We start from the raw sequence: 18,573 nt of genomic DNA, 5'->3' as shown, positions 1-18,573 counted from the left end.
CGTTGAATGACCGTACTAGATAGTATATCTCCCGTACCTTCTCCTCAATTATGGCTTTGGGCTTAAAATCATCAACATTAGAACTGCTCAAACGCTTCAATCGGGCGTTCCCACAGTTTTATGAGCAATTTGTCAGTAGTGAGATTCAACTGCAAAATCTCAAACTTGCCTATCAAATTTACAAAACGAGACAGGCAGTCATTGAAATCAAACCCGAGGGAAGTCGAAGTGCCTTACACTTTGCCTACCGCAATCAGTCTTTTCTTCTGAGCGATATTTTTGGTGTTTTGGCGGCTTACGGTTTAACAATCCATAATCTGAGTTTATATGGACAAATTTATCCTCCCATGTTGGTCTTTATCAAGTTAGTCGTTTCCCGAGGGGGTAAAGCACTAACTGAGAAGACTGCTGATAATGTCTGTCGAGCTGTTCAAGAAGCTCTCGCTGGACATTTTGAAGTTGAGGAGATGCTCGCGGTAGAATTCAATTTAGATGCAGGTCTAGAAGATGTAGCCACCGAATTTTATGTAGATCCAGTGTTTCACCTCCCCGCTTTATTAATTGAAGCCGATAACCAGCCTGGTTTATTTTACAAGGTCATGTACGCCATTTGGCAAGAAGATTTGTTGGTGGTCAACGCAAACCTGCTCGTCTGGCGGGGTCGAACTCGTTTAATTCTTTATCTACTTGGCCCCAATGAAAGTTTAATTCCTGACTATCTTGGCCAAAAAATTGCCGAAGGAATGCGTCAGCGACTCATGGGAGAACGCTTTTAAAACAGTGAACAGGAAACAACGATAACTGTAAATTGCTAGCTTGCCTATTGCTAGCTTGCCTTTTGCCTGTAAAGACTGTTCTGGGGTAGAATGAAGGTATGACAACTATTGAGATTCAGGGTGTCAAACACACTTACGAATTGACCCCATCAACCCCTAAACAGAGTTCTGTAATTGTTTTTATCCACGGCTGGTTGTTGAGCCGTCGCTATTGGCTACCGCTAATCGAACAGGTGCAACCCTATTACCCCTGTTTGTCTTATGACCTACGGGGATTTGGAGATTCTCAACTGTCTCCTGCTTCAGTTGAGGGGTCTTTGAGCTATTCTCCGGCCTCCTACGCCGCCGATTTGGCTTTATTACTCAAACATCTAAATATTGAGCAAGCTTGGCTTGTAGGGCATTCTCTGGGGGGAACAATAGCATTACTCGCGGCTGACCAACTTCCCCAACAAGTCAAAGGTGTAATCTGTGTTAACGCCGGAGGCGGAATTTATCTCAAAGAAGAATTCGAGAAATTTCGTTCGGCTGGAAAACAAATTGTTAAGTTTCGTCCCCGATGGTTGACGATTGTTCCCTTACTTGATAGGGTTTTTTCCCGAACTCAAGTGGCTCGTCCAATTGCACGTCAGTGGGGACGTCAACGAGTGATTGATTTTGTTGTTGCTTCGCCTGAAGCGGCTTTAGGGGCTTTGTTAGACTCAACGACAGAAGCTGAAGTACATCGTCTCCCCCAAATTGTTGCTCGTCTCAAACAACCGGTTTATTTTTTAGCAGGGACGGAAGATCAAGTCATGGAACCCCAATATGTCCGATATCTGGCGAGTTTTCACTGGATGTTTAAACAGGGAGACGGTAACGTTATCGATATTCCTGACTGCGGACATATGGCAATGGTTGAACAAACCGAAGTGATGGCAATTCATATTTTAACCCTTCTCCAACAACAGGGCGAAACAGTCAATCGTGATCCGTCACCCCCAGAAAGACAAGATAGTTGATAAATTATCTATTCTTGTAAACTTCAATAATTGATAATTACCATACACACAATTTCAGAAAAGTTGAGTACAGTTAAACCTTAAGTCCTCAACCTATACAAACACTTATGGTATTTTTTCTCAGTGATGGAGGAGCAGGTTTAATTAACTTTGGTGGGATTAATCCACCTGATCGCGAGACCGTCGTTAATAGCATCGTTGTTCCTCCGATTGTACCAAACTTTCCGCTTGCGGGAGAAGACGTATTTTTTGAGTTTGAAGAAGTTGGGAATATTCCATTAATTGCACCCGAAGGTGGGTTAACACTGCGTCCAGTTGCACCTGTGACTCGGAATTCAGAAGCCGTTGGGATTTCAGATTTTGAACCCTTTGAAATTAATCCAATTACCGGAGAAATCACTTCTCCAGGTGAGGTAACGTTCAGCACTTATCCTTTCTTTCAATATGGAGGAAATAACAATAACTTTAACGCAACTGAGTTAGAAAATATTGAATTAAACAATTTAAACAATAGTTTAAACTCCTACCAAAGTCACGATATTTTAGTCGGAACTCCTGAAAATGATACTTTAAATGGTGGCGGTGGAAACGATTATCTTAGTGGAGGTTTAGGCAATGATAGGCTCAACGGAGATAGTGAAAATGACACTTTATTTGGAGGTCAAGGGAATGACTTCTTAAATGGAGGGATAGGCAATGATATTTTAAGTGGAGATCGAGGTCAAGATATTCTAACTGGGGGTTTGAATTCTGATGTCTTTATTCTCTCCAACTCAGCAGCAACGGCTGATTTTACTCAAGCTGATATTATTACCGATTTTCAAGTTGGAGTTGACCAGATCGGTTTAAATGAAGGATTAAGTCCTATAAACCTAAACTTAGTTCCTGCTAATTTGCTCGGTAATCCCGGCACTCTCATTGTTAACAATAGCTCAAATACAGCATTAGGTTTTGTCAGCAATATTTCTGCTAATAGCCTTTGGAATAGTTTTATCTAGCAAGCAATTCTCATTCGGGTGTTTTGCGTCCTTTTTCTTCAAAACACGTTGAATCTGAGGTTTATTTACAAATGTCCATATAGTGACATTGATTTTTTTGACTACTTAAGTCATAAAATAGAGTTGCAAAAAGAAAGGATTTCCGGGGTTAACTTAAGTTAAAAAAAGTTTAGTTAACTTATCAAAAATAGATAGACAAATAATTTAGATATTGATAGAGTGAGAGCGGAATGGGTTGCTCATCATCTCTTTTTAGTATGAGAAGCAATTTAAAATTTCTAATGATTGAGTGAGCCTAGATTAGCTAATTTACGTGTTCCAATAAACAATCAAAGACAGGCTATGTATCTACTAAAGTTTCCAACTATTCTGTCAGTTTTGAATCAAGGATACTATGACTCAAGAATTACTCTGTCCCCTAGATAACACTCCTTTACGGAAGTGGCTCTCTGTTCCGGGAGATCGCAGAAAGCCCAGCGAAGAAACAGATTATCAACTCTATTGGTGTGAAACTTGTCAGTATGGTACTCTACATCCTCTTCCCACTCAGTATGAAGAGGTTGAAGATTTCTACAAGATTGACGATTACTACACCCATTCAGATCAATTCCAAAAAAAAGATAACCAAAAGCCGAGAACATTTTTGGAGAAATTACTGGTTCATATTGCCTGGAAATTAGATCAAGGAACAGAAATAACGGCTTCTCTGCTCGAAAAATATATACCTCATCAAGGCACTATCTGTGATATTGGATGTGGTTCCGGACGTTTACTTTCAACCTGTCAGAAACTCGGCTATCAGGTTTATGGACTTGAACCCGATGCTGAAGCAAAGACTGTGGCTGTGTCAAAAGGTCTGCAAGTAAAACAGGGTATTGCAGAAGATTTGTCCAAGCATTTTCAAGAGCAATTCTTTGATGGAATCGTAATGACACACGTTCTAGAACATTGCCTTGATCCAATCTCAGCCTTAGCGAACATAAAAAAAGCCCTGAAACCCAAAGGTATATTTATCTGTGAAGTCCCGAATAATGATTGTATTGGTGCTCGATGGACAGGTGCTTCATGGAGTCATTTAGGGGTTCTGAGTCACCTTCACTTTTTCACAGAAAATAGCCTAGCTTCTTGTATTGAAAAAGCAGGATTTCAAGTCCTTTCCACGCAATTTCGAGGATATTGCCGACAATTTATTCCAGAAAATATAAAAATAGAGCAACAAGCATATGAATTCTTTTCCCTGCGTAATGGGCAAGAATCTTTACCGATAAAATCCTGTGCTAGCACGAGGTGGATGATGTTGGCATCTTCTGCACTAGCCTCTGCATCCCGCAAGTATGATTCTGTATCGGTCATCAGTTGTCTTCCAGATTAATGCCTTGATACAACCCCATGAGATCCTCAATTTTGAGGCGAGAAGCCGCTCCTAACGTTAAAGATGAAGAATGACCTCGATTGAGATGATCGCAGGCTGCACAGGCAATCATGGCGGCGTTATCGGTACAATATTTTAAGGGGGGAAACAACACTTTGATGTTATGCGGACTAGCGGCTTCTTGGAGATGTTGGCGTAAACAACTATTTGCTGCAACCCCTCCACCTATTGCAATCGTACTCAGTCCATAATCTAACGCACAGGCGATCGCTCGTTTAGTTAAACTATTGACAACCGTTTGCTGAAAACTAGCCGCAATATCGTTAACGGGTAATTCTTGAGAGGATTCTAGCTTTTGAACGAGGCGCAACACTGCGGTTTTCAAGCCGCTAAAACTAGAGTCATAGGGATGATAACCCCCATTCGGTTGAGAAATTTTACCTTCGGGGAGTGTAAAAGCTTCAGGATTTCCCTCAGTTGCCAATTTATCAATAATCGGGCCACCGGGATAGCCTAAATTGAGTAACCGGGCCACTTTATCAAACGCTTCCCCAGCAGCATCATCTCGGGTTTGACCGAGAGTTTCGTAAATTCCGCAGTCTTGGACTCGAATTAAACTGGTATGACCTCCAGACACCAACAAACACAAAAAAGGCGGTTGTAAGTCCGTTTGAGTGAGATAGGTGGCATAAATGTGACCTTCGAGGTGATGAACGCCTAAAAAGGGCTTTTGGTGTACAATTGCGAGGGTTTTTGCGGCTGTAATCCCAATTAACAAAGCACCCACCAGCCCAGGGGCGCAGGTCGCAGCAATAGCATCAATTTCCGTCCAGGTGAGGCTAGCTTCTTCCAAAGCCTGGTCAATCAGAATATTAATCGCTTCGAGATGATATCGGGAAGCAATTTCGGGGACAACACCGCCATAGGGTTGATGAACGGCAATTTGAGATGCGACAACATTGCTGCAAACTTTACGATTTTTTACAATTGCGACCCCGGTTTCGTCACAACTTGTTTCAATTGCTAAAACTGTCGCCATTGACTGATAAATTCTTTATGAAACGATCGGAGCTACGATCAGTAGCTTCATCATAATTATCTAGGGTACACCCTAACTTCGGGGATATCCTAAAATAACCTCAGTAAAAAGAAACCCCCGAAAAACCGACTCAGATGGGTCAACGGGAGTGTTTCACTGTCGGATGTCTTGTCCAATGCTCGGAAGAATTCAGATAGCTTCTTAACGAGCGGTCTGAAACAATTGTACATAAAACTTATTGTTTTGTAACAAAAGGAAACCTTTCTATGCGACGATTGTTGGCTGTAGTCTTAGCTCTCGGTCTGTGGATCAGTTTTGTTCCCAGTGCATCCGCTTACAACTTAACCCCTTGTTCTCAATCAGCAGCATTTCAGCAACGGGCGAAAATTTCTGTGGCGAATAGTCCTAGCCCAGATCTCGCCAAAGCACGATTTGAGCGATATTCTCAAGCATTATGTGGAGAAGATGGTCTTCCTCACTTAATCGTAGATGGTAGCCTCGCTCACGCCGGTGAATTCTTGATTCCCAGCATTTTGTTCCTGTATATTGCCGGATGGATTGGCTGGGTAGGTCGGGCTTACCTGCAATATGCGGCCAAACAAGGTAAAAATGCGACCGAAAAAGAGATTATTATCGACGTTCCGGTAGCCGTTAAATTGATGTTAGGCGGCTTTATCTGGCCTTTAGCAGCACTGAAAGAAGCCACCTCTGGCGAAATGTTTGCCAAAGATAACGAAATTACAGTTTCACCCCGCTAGTGGGGTTAGAGCCGATTAACCCATTGTGTTCTGTGTCAATAAAGTTTAAAGGAGATCTCATCTCATGCAGTATTTTCTCAAATATCTCTCCACTGCACCCGTCTTAGCAACAGTTTGGTTTGTGATTACAGCGGGAATCTTAATTGAATTCAATCGTTTCTTCCCCGATCTTCTGTTTCATCCGCTATAAACGGTAATAGCATTTAGAACAATTCAGGGGGGCTCTTGGCATGGAAGTGTTAACTTCAAAGCGCTCTGATTAAAGTCTTGTCTGTCTGTGTCAATGGGATGAACTCCTATTTTTAACGGTCAATCCCAAGTCCCCCTGAATCATTCAATCAGCAAATCAAAATCTCCCGTTATTTGATTTTTCGGTAACAGTGAGAGTGATTAACAACCTTTAGCTACTGTCCCTAAATCGTCTTTGGCTCTATGAGATCCTATCTTGTTGCTGCAATTCAAATGACAAGTTTGCCCGAGCTAGAAAAAAATTTAGCCGAGGCGCTAGAGTTAATTGATTTAGCCGTGCGTCGAGGGGCAGAGCTAGTCTGCTTACCGGAGAATTTTTCATTTATGGGCAAAGAAGCCGAAAAATTAGCTCAAGCTAGTGAAATTGCAGCACAAACCGAAAAATTTCTTCAGACCACAGCCCAACGCTTTCAGGTAACGCTACTCGGGGGAGGATTTCCAGTTCCGAGCGACATCGGCAAAGTGTATAATACAGCCTTACTGATTGATCCGAGTGGGAATGAATTGGCTCGGTATCAGAAAGTGCATTTATTCGATGTAAATCTGCCCGATGGGAACAACTACCAAGAATCCTTTACCGTCATGGCAGGTCAACAGTTACCCTCAGTTTACAAGTCCGAGGAACTCGGCAATTTAGGCTTATCGGTTTGCTATGATGTCAGATTTCCCGAACTGTATCGCCATTTATCCAGTCAAGGCGCCGAGGTTCTGTTTGTTCCGGCGGCTTTTACCGCTTATACCGGAAAAGATCATTGGGAAGTGTTGCTGAAAGCCAGAGCGATTGAAAATAGCTGTTATGTCGTTGCACCTGCCCAAACCGGAAATCACTATGGTCGGCGCTACACTCACGGTCATGCGATGATTATTGATCCTTGGGGTGTAATTTTAGACGAGGTGGGAGATCAACCCGGTGTCGCCATTGCTGAAATTCAACCGACTCGCCTCGAACAAGTCCGGGTGCAAATGCCCAGTCTCAAACATCGAGTATTTTTGTAGGACAACATTCCGTTAGACTAGACACGATGAGTTCTGCGGAATAGATGATTGATCTTGTTGCCGGGGTGAGTTCTTCCCCTGTTTTTTTCCATTTATCTGATACTTTCCCCTTGCTGGCAACAGCCACAGAAGAAGCTTCTGCTGAACCTGAATCCGTGATCATTTTGTGCGGAGTGTTGCTAAGTTTAGTTGCAATTTTCATCGCCAGTAAAGCGGGCGGAGAATTTTTCAACTGGTTAGGGTTTCCCCCTGTGTTGGGTGAATTGGTTGGGGGTGTCGTGATCGGTGTCTCGGCACTGCATCTGGTTGTGTTTCCCGAAAATGGGGATTATACCAGCTCCCTGATTATGAGCATTTTACAAGCGACAACAGGATTAGAACCTAATGCTGCTCAAACCACCTATGAAGCGACCAGTGAAGTCCTTTCTGTTCTCGCTGAATTAGGGGTAATTGTCTTGTTGTTTGAAATTGGATTAGAGTCCAACATCAGACAACTGCTAGAAGTCGGTATCCAGTCTCTACTGGTGGCGGTCGTTGGAGTGACCGTTCCCTTTGTTGCAGGTACCGCAGGCTTAATTTTGATTTTCCATACCCCAACGGTTGCAGCGATTTTTGCAGGTGCTGCTTTAACCGCAACTAGCATTGGGATCACATCACGAGTCCTCACAGAAATCGGTCAACTCTCCTCTACAGAGGGTCAGATTATTCTGGGTGCGGCCGTGATGGATGATATTTTGGGGATTATTGTTTTGGCTGTTGTCGCGAGTTTAGCCAAAACCGGAGAAATTGATGTTCTCAATACCGTCTACCTGATTATCAGTGCAAGTGTTTTTCTTGTCGGTGCGATTCTCCTGGGCCGCTTTTTCAACAACAGCTTTGTTGCCCTGGCTAAACAGTTCAAAACTCGGGGTCGAGTGGTGATTCCGGCTTTAACGCTCGCACTTGTTCTCTCTTATATTGCGGCAGCGATTAACCTCGAAGCAATTTTAGGGGCGTTTGCGGCAGGTTTAGTTCTTGATGAGACGGACATTGAAGACCAACATTTAGAGGATCTGATTATACCGATTGCGGGTGTGATTGTTCCGGTTTTCTTTGTCACTGTGGGAACCAAAACCGATTTGAGTGTTCTCAATCCTGCTATCCCCGAAAATCGAGAAGGATTAATTATTGCCTCATTTCTGATTGTGGTAGCCATGATTGGGAAAGTTGTTTCAGGTTGGAGCGTTTTTGGCATCCCTCAAGTGAATCGTTTGGCAATTGGGGTGGGAATGATTCCTCGGGGTGAAGTTGGACTCGTCTTTGCCGCCGTCGGTTCTGATAGTGGGGCGCTTTCACCGGCTTTGGATGTGGCGATTATTTTAATGGTGATTTTGACAACCTTTGTCGCGCCGCCTCTGTTGCGAGTGGTGATGAAAACAGAGGAAGTTGCCGAACCCGAAACTTCTAGCTAGTCGCTCAAAACCATTCCGGAGATCAGGAGATCGTCAACCGTTTCTGTAGGGATAATTGATCAATTATCCCTCTCCCTGATCTTCCAACTTGAAAAAACTGTTCCTAGAGCTGCTGTTCCCAGAGCTACCGTTCCCTGTAAACTGATAACTGTAAAAAGTGGTCAAAGGTTTCCGATAAAATCGAGAGATGCAAATTTTTGACTTTGATCAAGCTCAAGTTTTGAGATGAAACATACTCTTTCTGTTTTAGTGGAAGACGAAGCAGGTGTTCTAACTCGTATTGCGGGTTTATTTGCACGTCGGGGTTTTAATATTGAAAGTCTGGCGGTAGGGCCTGCTGAACAAAGTGGCATTTCCCGGATTACGATGATTGTTTCGGGAGATGACCGCATTATTGAGCAGATTACCAAACAACTCTACAAATTGATTAATGTCCTCAAAGTCCAGGATATTACTGAAGTTCCCTCTGTGGAACGGGAGTTGATGCTGCTCAAGATTAACTGTAATGGGAGTGCGATGCGTTCAGAAATTATTGAACTGGCTCATATTTTCCGAGCGCGTGTGGTGGATATTGGGGAAAGCACCCTGACGGTTGAAGTGGTCGGAGATCCGGGAAAAATGGTTGCTATTATTCAAGTGCTGAGTCGGTTTGGGATTCGTGAAATTGCTCGCACTGGGAAGGTTGCTTTGACTCGTGAGTCGGGTGTTAATACTGAGTTTCTCAAAAGTCAGCCGATGGAAACTAGCCGTCTATAAGTTCTGTTAGGTTGGCTCTAGCCGATGCAGATGGGACGAGAAATATATGATAGGTTAGAAGACGAATCGATAATTAAGTACAGGTTGCGCTTTCGTGCTTTTCTTTGTGATCAAGTCGAGCAAAACCTGTACCTGAAGTCAGCCAGCAACTAAACGCTCAAGAGTGCGCTTCTTAATCTAGAGATGCCTAAATCCAAACTTAAGCTCATGGTAGTTGATGATGAGCAGGCGAACCTCGATCTGATCTATAGAACGTTTCGCCGTCATTTTCCGGTTTTTTTGGCAATTAGTCCAGCCACCGCTCTGGAAATTCTAGACACGGAAGGAGAAATGGCGATTATTATTTCTGATCAAAGTATGCCAGAAATGACAGGGGTTGAATTTTTGAGCAAAATTAGCGATCGCTTCCCCAATACGATTCGGATTCTGTTAACAGGTTACTCTGAGGATACTCTAGAAGATGACCCAGACACGATCAGTGCGGCTCAAATTTATAAATGTGTCACTAAACCTTGGAACCCTGAAGACCTGAAAACAATTGTTCAACAAGCCGCAGAGGTCTATCAAGCCAGTTTACCGAAAAGAGACAATCGGGAATAGGGAACCGGGGACAGGCAAGATTGAGAGTTGATCATTCATCCAGAGTCACTGTTCACTGGTCACTGTAATAGGGGGTTAATTTTTGTTAAGATTGATTGGATCAAAGAATGTATGATGCCCTGATCTGCGGGCTAAATTCTCTGCACCCTTACCTTGCTGTCTTGGAAAATACCTGATGCTGCGACTCGAACATATTAGTAAAATTTACCCCACTGGCGTTATTCTCAAAGATATAAATTGGGAAGTCAAGCCTGGAGAGCGAACTGGGTTGGTGGGTGTCAACGGAGCAGGAAAGACCACTCAACTCAAAATTATTGCAGGTGAAATAGAGCCGACATCTGGACAAATCATTCGTCCTGCAAGTCTCAATATGTCTTATTTGACTCAAGAATTTGAAGTCGATCCCACTCGCACGGTTCGCGAAGAATTTTGGACTGTTTTTACCGAAGCCAATACTATTCAAGAGTCGCTGGCTCAGGTACAACGGGATATGGAAACTGCCAGTCCCGAAGAACTTGATTCCCTAATTACCAAGTTAGATCGCTTCCAACGTCAATTTGAAGGCATTCATGGCTATGCTTTAGAAGCACAAATTGAGAAGATTTTACCGGAGATGGGGTTTGATTCCGAAGATGGCGATCGCCTGGTGAGTGCCTTTAGTGGCGGTTGGCAAATGCGAATGAGTTTAGGAAAAATCCTCCTGCAAAATCCTGATTTATTGCTCCTCGATGAACCGACAAACCACCTCGACTTACAAACGATTGAGTGGTTAGAAACCTATCTAAAGGGGTTAACAACTCCGATGGTGATTGTTTCCCATGACCGAGAATTTTTGGATCGTCTTTGTACGCAAATTGTGGAAACTGAACGGGGTGTTTCTACGGTTTATTTAGGGAACTACAGCGCGTATCTCGAACAAAAAGCTGAGGCACAAATTGCCCAACTGAGTACCTATGAACGTCAACAAAAAGAACTTGAGAAACAGCAGGCTTTTGTCGATAAATTTCGAGCCAGTGCGACTCGCAGTACCCAAGCAAAAAGTCGTGAAAAACAACTCGATAAGATCGAACGAGTTGAAGCACCGACTGCCTCTTTAAAAACATTAAAGTTTAAATTTCCTCCGGCACCGCGTAGTGGTCAAAGTGTCGTTGAGATTAAAGATCTCGTTCATATGTATGATGATAAGATTCTGTTTTTAGGAGCAGATTTATCGATAGAACGAGGCGATCGCATTGCCTTTTTAGGGCCGAATGGTTGTGGAAAATCAACCCTTTTGCGCTTTATTATGGGATTAGAGCAATCCAGTGAAGGGAAAGTTAGCTTAGGGAAACATAACGTTATTCCGGGTTATTTTGAGCAAAATCAAGCGGAAGCTTTAGACTTAGATAAAACGGTTCTAGACACAATCCATGATGAAGTTCCCGACTGGAAAAACGAAGAAGTGCGGACACTTTTAGGTCGTTTCTTGTTTAGTGGAGAAACCGTCGCGAAGAAAGTTGGGGCTTTGAGTGGAGGAGAAAAAGCGCGACTAGCACTCGCTAAAATGCTCCTACAACCTGTTAACTTACTCATTTTGGACGAACCGACCAATCACTTAGATATTCCAGCGAAGGAGATGCTAGAGGAAGCTCTACAAAGCTATGACGGAACGGTGATTATTGTTTCTCACGACCGTTATTTTATCTCCAAAGCCGCCAACAAAATTGTAGAAATTCGCGACGGTGAGTTTCGGACTTATTTGGGTGATTATCACTACTATTTGGATAAAATAGAAGAGGAGAAAGAGCAAGAACGATTAGCAAAAATTGCCGCCGAAAAAGCAGCGAAAAAAGCAGCGAAAGCAGCGAAAAAGAAAGCCGGAGCTAAACGTAAGTAAGTTTGACTTTGCAACCCTGTTGTGACTCATATAAAGTGTCCGATCTTGTCTAAAAATCATCAACCAGCGAACTTAAACGCTGTAATACGGGATCGGATTCTTGCTCAGGAGTGGCTTGGGTTTCGGGTTCGACAGGTTCAGCAACAGGTTCTGGAAATGAAGAGGAAGAAGTGATTTGAGAGGCAGGTTGAGGAGTCGGTGAACTCGGTTGTAGTGTAATTGCCACTTGTAACTGAGCCAGTTGTTGAGTCATCTGAGTGAGTTGACGTTGGAGGCGTTCAAAACGGTTTCCTTCCTCCGTTAACATTTTCTGTTCTAAATGGGAAAGCTGCTTTTGCAGTTCACTGACTTGTTCTTCTAGTTTGTGAGAATGATTGGGAGTCGGAGAGATTGAGGAAGAAGAAGTTGTTGTTTCTGCTGGGGTTGAAGTCTTCGCGGGAGAGTCAGAAACAAATAAAAATTGCCAGAGGGCTTGCTTGCAAAGATTACTAAACGTCTGATATTTAGTCAGAGATAGCTCTTTTTCTATCGCTTCCCATAAAGCTTGATCGGCAGCATCTTCTGTTGTAAACGTAACTGACTGGGTTAGTTTTTTATTAGCCCGGAACATAATTAAAATTAAAAGTTTCTGCCTGCAAGAGATTCAGTAGACTGCCAATTTAGAGAAAACACTCACCCCACTTGTTTGACCTTTGATCAAGACATTCTTTTACCTTGCTGATCGATTTGATCGCCTATAGCCTCGTTTCGGTGCGATCGCGGGGATATCTTGACTCAAAAGTTTTGTCATCAATCTTGATAAATTTTGATCAACTCAAAGCCAATTGGTTTCAGTGTACCAAAATTCTTGCCTTATTTCGGTATTCAGCCCGCCCTGCTGGTTCTCAAAGTCAGAAAGAATAGAGACGAAAAACAGAGATAATCACTGATCAACTGAGGAGTTGAGATCGGGCGGGTTGAACAGAAGAAAACTCTCTATCGTTTAACCAGTTGAGCTTCGCCGTAAACAAACTGTCCTAAAGCATTCGCCTTGCGAGCCGGTTGAGCTAAATGCGCTCGGAGTTGAGCTTGTTTGAGAAGGGGTTGTAAATCTTCCCAGAAAAACTCACCACCGCCTCCAGTGAGAACCACATCTGTAACTCGTTCGGGGAGCCATTCCACTAACCGAGAGGAGAGTTCTTGGGCAAATTTTTTCCGTAACTCTGGTACAATTTCATCCAAGTTTACAGGTTTTGCTGAACCCCGAGGACGATAAAAGCGCTGACCTGCGGGACGATGAACCGCTTCTAACAAATATAAAGACTGACTATCTGCGCCCTCAATTTTCGTTGCCACTTCTTCATAAAACTTACTCATGGCAAACACTTCGCTCTGGGAAACCCCACGGGCAAACCGGAAACGATCAACCGTTAAAAAGTCTGTGGTTTGATGTCCGACATCGACAATCGCCACAGATAAATCGGCAAAATTAGGAGTTTCCTTGCTTTTTTGGGCTTCACACCAAATCAAACTACCATAGCCCTCCGGCATGACTCGCACACTCTTAATATCAATGGTGATTTGGTTGGCTCTAAACAGCAGAACATGAGGCCCCATCAATAGACTAATAATCTGTTCCTTTTCGCGTTCAAACTGTTCTTGCGAATAGAACGGTAAGCCTAAGATGAGATCGACATCACCTTTCATCTGAAAATATCCTGCACAGGCAAAAATCTTGATCAAAGCATCATTGACTTTTGAGGGACTTTCTGTATCATTTCCACCAAATAGGTTAGCCCCAAAATCCGCCGCAAGTTGACCGATGGCAAAACCATCTCCCCGGTATTCGAGCCACAGATCCAATAAAGGGTCAGTATTCTCGGACTCAAAGCCACCCCCTCGGGCTTTTTCAACGGTTAGCTGGGCGACATTAGAAGGAATGAACACCACTTCATTTGGGTTGCGACTGACGCAAGCTTTGGTGGATGTTCGTCCCAAGTCCACACTCAGAATCGTTCTCCGACTACTGGTTGTCGTTGTTTGTCGGCTCATAATCGTGTTAGGGCCAATTGCTGGCTGTCCGACTGGCTGTTTATTGCTTTGCATTAGAATTAATTACCTCAAGCAGACTCAAAATTATAATGCCCGATCTCTACACCATTTACACCCCTAACATTTTCACATAGACAGAGAATCTAAAGTTCAACCGGATCGAAGCGTTGAAAATAGGGGGTATTGGTGTAGACTCATAACCCAGTCAAAGCTTGCCAAAGTTAGCAAAAAGAAAACTGAGAGCCTCAACGAATTGATTTTGTGGGATATCGCGTACCTCAACCCTAGATTTTTTCTTGGGACTAAACGCCATCTTTTCCCCCTCTGTGGGTTCCCTTTGCCCGTCACTTTACCACAAGGATGAATTGCTACTGTTGCTTGATCCGCGATCATTACGTTAAATTTAATTAAGATTATGAATAATCCAGTCAGCAGTTCACCCGCACTGCTATTTGACAAAATAGGTTTACAAGATCAGAGGCAACTGAGTTTATGAAAACAACATGGAGAACGATACTACTTTGGACATTACCAGCGTTAGTGATCGGGTTTTTCCTTTGGCAGGGAGCATTTAGCCCTTCTGCTACTGATATGAGCAATAACACCGCTAGCACCCGCATGAGTTATGGTCGCTTCTTAGACTACTTAAATGCGGGCCGTGTCACCAGCGTTGACCTCTATGATGGGGGTCGCACAGCGATCGTTGAGGCGGTCGATCCCCAACTTGATAACCGCGTACAACGGTTGCGGGTGGACTTACCCAACAACACACCTGAACTCATCTCTCGTCTGCGAGATGCCCAAATTAGCTTCGATACCCATCCTCCTCGCAATGATGGGGCGATTTGGGGATTGCTAGGCAATCTGATTTTCCCGATTTTATTAATTGCAGGTTTATTCTTCCTGTTCCGCCGCTCTAACAACGTTCCCGGTGGCCCCGGTCAAGCGATGAACTTTGGAAAGTCCAAAGCCCGGTTCCAAATGGAAGCCAAAACCGGAGTCCTGTTTGATGATGTTGCTGGAGTTGAAGAAGCCAAAGAAGAACTCCAAGAAGTTGTTACTTTCCTCAAAAAACCCGAACGGTTTACCGCAGTTGGTGCCCGCATCCCTAAAGGGGTGTTATTAGTCGGCCCTCCCGGAACCGGGAAAACTCTCTTAGCTAAAGCGATCGCCGGAGAAGCAGGAGTTCCTTTCTTTAGTATTTCCGGTTCAGAATTTGTAGAAATGTTTGTCGGAGTCGGTGCTTCTCGGGTACGTGACTTATTTAAAAAAGCAAAGGAAACCGCTCCTTGTATCATCTTTATTGATGAAATTGATGCTGTTGGCCGTCAACGGGGTGCAGGTATTGGGGGCGGAAACGACGAACGCGAACAAACCCTCAACCAGTTACTGACAGAAATGGATGGGTTTGAAGGCAATACTGGAATTATCATCATTGCTGCAACCAACCGTCCTGATGTCCTCGACTCGGCTTTACTACGTCCTGGACGTTTTGACCGACAGGTTTCTGTAGATGCTCCTGATGTCAAAGGTCGTCTGGAAATCTTAGATGTTCACGCCCGCAATAAAAAACTGGCTGAAGATATTTCTTTAGAAACAATTGCTCGTCGGACTCCAGGCTTTACCGGGGCGGATCTGGCTAACCTTCTCAATGAAGCCGCTATCCTCACTGCTCGTCGCCGTAAAGAAGCGATCACCATGTCAGAAATCGATGATGCGGTGGATCGGGTGGTTGCGGGAATGGAGGGAACTCCGTTAATTGATGGTAAAAGTAAGCGCTTGATCGCTTATCACGAAGTCGGTCATGCGATCGTTGGAACTTTGATCAAACATCACGATCCGGTTCAAAAGGTAACTTTGATTCCTCGGGGCCAAGCTCGCGGTTTAACCTGGTTTATCCCGGATGAGGAACAAGGTTTAATTTCACGAGCGCAAATTCTCGCCCGGATTACAGGTGCCTTAGGGGGTCGAGCCGCAGAAGAAGTCATTTTTGGCGATGCAGAAGTGACAACAGGCGCAGGAGGTGACTTACAACAGGTTGCTGGAATGGCTCGGCAGATGGTGACTCGTTACGGAATGTCGGATTTAGGGCCGTTGTCGCTAGAGTCTCAGCAAGGTGAGGTGTTCTTAGGCCGTGATTTTGCCACTCGCACCGACTATTCTAATCGGATTGCTTCTCGCATTGATAGCCAAATTAAAACGATCGCTGATCATTGTCATCAGCAAGCTTGTCAAATTATCCGCGAGAATCGTGTGGTGATTGACCGTTTGGTTGATTTGTTGATTGAGAAAGAAACCATTGATGGTGATGAATTCCGTCAAATTGTGGCAGAGTACACAGAAGTTCCTGAAAAAGAACGCTTTGTTCCTGTCATGTAAGTTTCTTTGAAAAATTAATTCAACTCAAGGTGCGGTTCATACCGTGCCTTTTTTTAGTCATTCGTTTTCCATGTTCTATAAATTAGTATTAAACTAAAGTTAAACAACACTCACCTTAAATTCTCATAGCTTCAATGATCACATCTGTAGAATATCAGCAACGCCGCCAACAGTTGATGGCAAAAATCGGTAATGGTACGGCAATTTTCAGAAGTGCGCCGATGGCGGTTATGCACAACGATGTTGAATATAATTTTCGTCAAGATAGCGATTTTTTCTATATTACAGGCTTTAACGAACCTAACGCTGTTGCGGTACTTGCACCCCATCACGATGAACATAAATTCGTGCTATTTGTACAGCCGAAAGACTCTGAAAAGGAAACTTGGACGGGATATCGCACAGGCGTAGAAAAAGCTAAAGAAGTTTATGGGGCGGATGAGGCTTATTCTATCGCTGAACTTGATGAAAAGTTACCCCAATATTTAAAAACATCAGATCGCATTTTTTACCGTTTAGGACACGATGAAGCTTTTAATAATAAAGTCCTTAAACATTGGAAAAGATTAATGCGTGTTTACCCCAAAAGTGGAACTGGCCCAATTGCTTTACAAGATGCGGGGACGATTCTACATCCGATGCGTTTAATTAAGAGTGAAACGGAATTAGAATTGATGCGAAAAGCAGCTAATATTTCTGTTAAAGCCCATAATCACGCTCGTAGTTTTGCCCAAGCTGGACGGTATGAATATGAAATTCAAGCGGAAATGGAACATCTTTTTGGTTTGAATGGTGGAACACCTGCTTATCCTTCGATTGTGGCTTCTGGGGTGAATGCTTGTATTTTGCATTATATTGAAAATAATCGACAGCTTCAGGATGGAGATTTATTATTAATTGATGCAGGATGTTCCTATCAATATTATAACGCTGATATTACCCGAACTTTTCCAGTGAGTGGGAAGTTTACTTCTGAACAAAAAACGATTTATGAGATTGTTTTGAAGGCTCAATTAGCAGCGATTGAACAAGTTAAACCCGGTAATCCTTACAAACAAGTTCACGATGCAGCGGTGCGGGTGATTGTTGAATGTTTGATGGATTTAGGACTATTAACGGGAGATATTGAGGAGATTATTAAAGAAGAAAAATACAAGCCTTTTTATATGCACAGAACAGGTCATTGGTTGGGGTTGGATGTGCATGATGTGGGGGTTTATCAGTGGGGAGAAAACCCGCAAGAATTACAACCGGGACAGGTGTTAACGGTTGAACCTGGAATTTATATTTCACCGGAAATAAAACCCGTAGAAGGACAGCCTGAAGTGGATCAACGTTGGCGAGGAATTGGGGTGAGAATTGAGGATGATGTGTTAGTAACGTCGCAGGGTTACGATGTCTTAACTGCGGGTGTACCGAAGTCTGTTGAGGAGATGGAAAGTTAAAAGAGAAAGATTAGGAAGATAGGGAGAGTTTTTGTTAATTAAAAGTCGTTTTTACCCAATCAACACTCTCCTCTCCTGATCTCACTTTATCAATTTAAAAATCTTATTTTTTTATAAAAATAAAATCCCGCTCTCTCTTTCAGTTCATCCTTAAGAAATAGGTCTAGAGATAGAAATCATAGATCTATAAACCTCAACCCATCTGAATCATTTAATCTCTGGAGAGAACCGAATGACTAGACAACTACACCACAACCGTTGAAAAGATGTTCTTTGGTTGTTCTTCAGTTAAGTAGAGATTAAAAGCTGCCTTGAAGACAGTATTTCTGCTCAATGTTAAATTAGATAAAGGAGAAGAAAATTGACAGATCTAAAAGCTATGGTATAGTCAAGGGTAAAAGTTAAAATCTTAAATTAAGGTAAGATTACAGGATCAAACCTTAAAAGCAATTATTTGATTATTAATTAAAACCAAACTTAAAAATTTTTCCATTTTTGAATAAAAAAAGCCTAGTTATCTTTATCTTTGTTTGAAGTTAGTAAAGCTGTAACCATCGGGAGAACGATATGAACGAACGTGATAAATTTCTATATCCTAAAAGCCGCTATCGGGGAGAGTTCTCACCCGAACACTTAGTCTTCAATGCCAATATCCAAGAGTTTGCTCAGAAGGTCAACTATATTTGTGGCTTAGAAACGAATGGTAAAATTACACCAGACGAAGCTTATCATCGGATCAAAGAACTGTGGAAACAGCTTAAATCTTCTAAAAAGAATCTCCACATCGGTGAAGGCGATTCCGATCAAAACTCCGAGAGTCCTAACCCTTAATCTGATATCATCAGC

17 protein-coding genes are annotated in these 18,573 nt (G+C 43.1%); 14 read left to right on the top strand and 3 right to left on the bottom strand.

Annotated elements, in window-relative coordinates; all coding sequences use genetic code 11:
* The first annotated feature begins 50 nt into the window (after nucleotides 1–50).
* The 4 genes from M595_RS12975 to M595_RS12960 all read left to right on the top strand — a co-directional run bounded on the left by M595_RS12975 (nucleotide 51) and on the right by M595_RS12960 (nucleotide 4,147).
* Nucleotides 51–776, top strand: a complete 726-nt coding sequence (locus M595_RS12975) for a hypothetical protein (protein WP_009786374.1) — start codon at nucleotides 51–53, stop codon at nucleotides 774–776.
* Between the two features lie 98 nt (nucleotides 777–874).
* The gene (locus tag M595_RS12970; protein WP_040484057.1) at nucleotides 875–1,777 is read left to right on the top strand and encodes an alpha/beta fold hydrolase; all 903 of its coding nucleotides are present in this window, start codon (nucleotides 875–877) and stop codon (nucleotides 1,775–1,777) included.
* A 107-nt stretch (nucleotides 1,778–1,884) separates the two neighbouring features.
* A complete protein-coding gene (locus tag M595_RS12965) occupies nucleotides 1,885–2,775 on the top strand; it encodes a calcium-binding protein (protein ID WP_023066743.1) in 891 nt (296 codons plus the stop codon).
* Between the two features lie 394 nt (nucleotides 2,776–3,169).
* Nucleotides 3,170–4,147 carry a class I SAM-dependent methyltransferase gene (locus tag M595_RS12960; RefSeq protein ID WP_023066717.1) on the top strand — a complete coding sequence of 326 codons (978 nt, stop codon included), beginning with the start codon at nucleotides 3,170–3,172 and terminating at the stop codon, nucleotides 4,145–4,147.
* Here M595_RS12960 and tsaD read toward each other — a convergent pair.
* Entirely contained in the window at nucleotides 4,128–5,186 is a 1,059-nt protein-coding gene (gene tsaD / locus M595_RS12955; protein WP_023066708.1) for a tRNA (adenosine(37)-N6)-threonylcarbamoyltransferase complex transferase subunit TsaD, read from the bottom strand. The genes M595_RS12960 and tsaD overlap by 20 nt on opposite strands.
* 266 nt (nucleotides 5,187–5,452) lie before the next feature.
* On the opposite strand from tsaD, the gene M595_RS12950 reads away from it, so the two are divergent.
* The 7 genes from M595_RS12950 (at nucleotide 5,453) to M595_RS12925 (ending at nucleotide 11,872) form a co-directional block, all read left to right on the top strand.
* Nucleotides 5,453–5,944 carry a photosystem I reaction center subunit III gene (locus M595_RS12950; protein WP_023066721.1) on the top strand — a complete coding sequence of 164 codons (492 nt, stop codon included), beginning with the start codon at nucleotides 5,453–5,455 and terminating at the stop codon, nucleotides 5,942–5,944.
* 64 nt (nucleotides 5,945–6,008) lie between these two features.
* On the top strand, nucleotides 6,009–6,134 hold the full coding sequence (gene psaJ, locus M595_RS29265; RefSeq protein WP_023066706.1) for a photosystem I reaction center subunit IX: 126 nt from the start codon (nucleotides 6,009–6,011) through the stop codon (nucleotides 6,132–6,134).
* A 242-nt stretch (nucleotides 6,135–6,376) separates the two neighbouring features.
* Nucleotides 6,377–7,189 (top strand): carbon-nitrogen hydrolase family protein, encoded by an 813-nt coding sequence (locus M595_RS12945; protein ID WP_040484056.1) that lies wholly within the window; start codon nucleotides 6,377–6,379, stop codon nucleotides 7,187–7,189.
* A 44-nt stretch (nucleotides 7,190–7,233) separates the two neighbouring features.
* Nucleotides 7,234–8,640 (top strand): cation:proton antiporter, encoded by a 1,407-nt coding sequence (locus tag M595_RS12940; RefSeq protein WP_052001770.1) that lies wholly within the window; start codon nucleotides 7,234–7,236, stop codon nucleotides 8,638–8,640.
* A 225-nt stretch (nucleotides 8,641–8,865) separates the two neighbouring features.
* Nucleotides 8,866–9,396: an acetolactate synthase small subunit gene (gene ilvN, locus M595_RS12935; RefSeq protein ID WP_023066701.1), complete on the top strand. Its 531-nt coding sequence runs from the start codon at nucleotides 8,866–8,868 to the stop codon at nucleotides 9,394–9,396.
* A gap of 207 nt (nucleotides 9,397–9,603) precedes the next feature.
* On the top strand, nucleotides 9,604–9,996 hold the full coding sequence (locus tag M595_RS12930; RefSeq protein WP_023066683.1) for a response regulator: 393 nt from the start codon (nucleotides 9,604–9,606) through the stop codon (nucleotides 9,994–9,996).
* A gap of 175 nt (nucleotides 9,997–10,171) precedes the next feature.
* Nucleotides 10,172–11,872: an ABC-F family ATP-binding cassette domain-containing protein gene (locus M595_RS12925; protein WP_023066697.1), complete on the top strand. Its 1,701-nt coding sequence runs from the start codon at nucleotides 10,172–10,174 to the stop codon at nucleotides 11,870–11,872.
* 49 nt (nucleotides 11,873–11,921) lie between these two features.
* Here the strand turns inward: M595_RS12925 and fcmC are convergent, their stop codons facing one another.
* Both fcmC and fcmB read right to left on the bottom strand, forming a co-directional pair.
* Nucleotides 11,922–12,482, bottom strand: coding sequence for a filament morphology membrane protein FcmC (gene fcmC / locus M595_RS12920; RefSeq protein ID WP_023066720.1), 561 nt, complete (start codon nucleotides 12,480–12,482; stop codon nucleotides 11,922–11,924).
* Nucleotides 12,483–12,847: 365 nt separating this feature from the next.
* The gene (fcmB, locus tag M595_RS12910; RefSeq protein ID WP_023066694.1) at nucleotides 12,848–13,957 is read right to left on the bottom strand and encodes a filament morphology actin-like protein FcmB; all 1,110 of its coding nucleotides are present in this window, start codon (nucleotides 13,955–13,957) and stop codon (nucleotides 12,848–12,850) included.
* Between the two features lie 438 nt (nucleotides 13,958–14,395).
* Between fcmB and ftsH2 the strand changes: the two genes are divergently transcribed.
* The 3 genes from ftsH2 (at nucleotide 14,396) to M595_RS12895 (ending at nucleotide 18,558) form a co-directional block, all read left to right on the top strand.
* Nucleotides 14,396–16,282 carry an ATP-dependent zinc metalloprotease FtsH2 gene (gene ftsH2, locus M595_RS12905; protein ID WP_040484054.1) on the top strand — a complete coding sequence of 629 codons (1,887 nt, stop codon included), beginning with the start codon at nucleotides 14,396–14,398 and terminating at the stop codon, nucleotides 16,280–16,282.
* A 134-nt stretch (nucleotides 16,283–16,416) separates the two neighbouring features.
* Nucleotides 16,417–17,727, top strand: coding sequence for an aminopeptidase P N-terminal domain-containing protein (locus M595_RS12900; RefSeq protein ID WP_023066691.1), 1,311 nt, complete (start codon nucleotides 16,417–16,419; stop codon nucleotides 17,725–17,727).
* A 567-nt stretch (nucleotides 17,728–18,294) separates the two neighbouring features.
* Entirely contained in the window at nucleotides 18,295–18,558 is a 264-nt protein-coding gene (locus M595_RS12895; RefSeq protein ID WP_023066730.1) for a DUF7219 family protein, read from the top strand.
* The last annotated feature ends 15 nt before the right edge of the window (nucleotides 18,559–18,573 follow it).

This window comes from Lyngbya aestuarii BL J (assembly GCF_000478195.2).
GTDB classification, from domain to species: Bacteria; Cyanobacteriota; Cyanobacteriia; order Cyanobacteriales; family Microcoleaceae; genus Capilliphycus; species Capilliphycus aestuarii.
The sequence above is the reverse complement of the archived record's forward strand: the minus strand, read 5'-3'. Positions and strand labels throughout refer to the sequence as shown.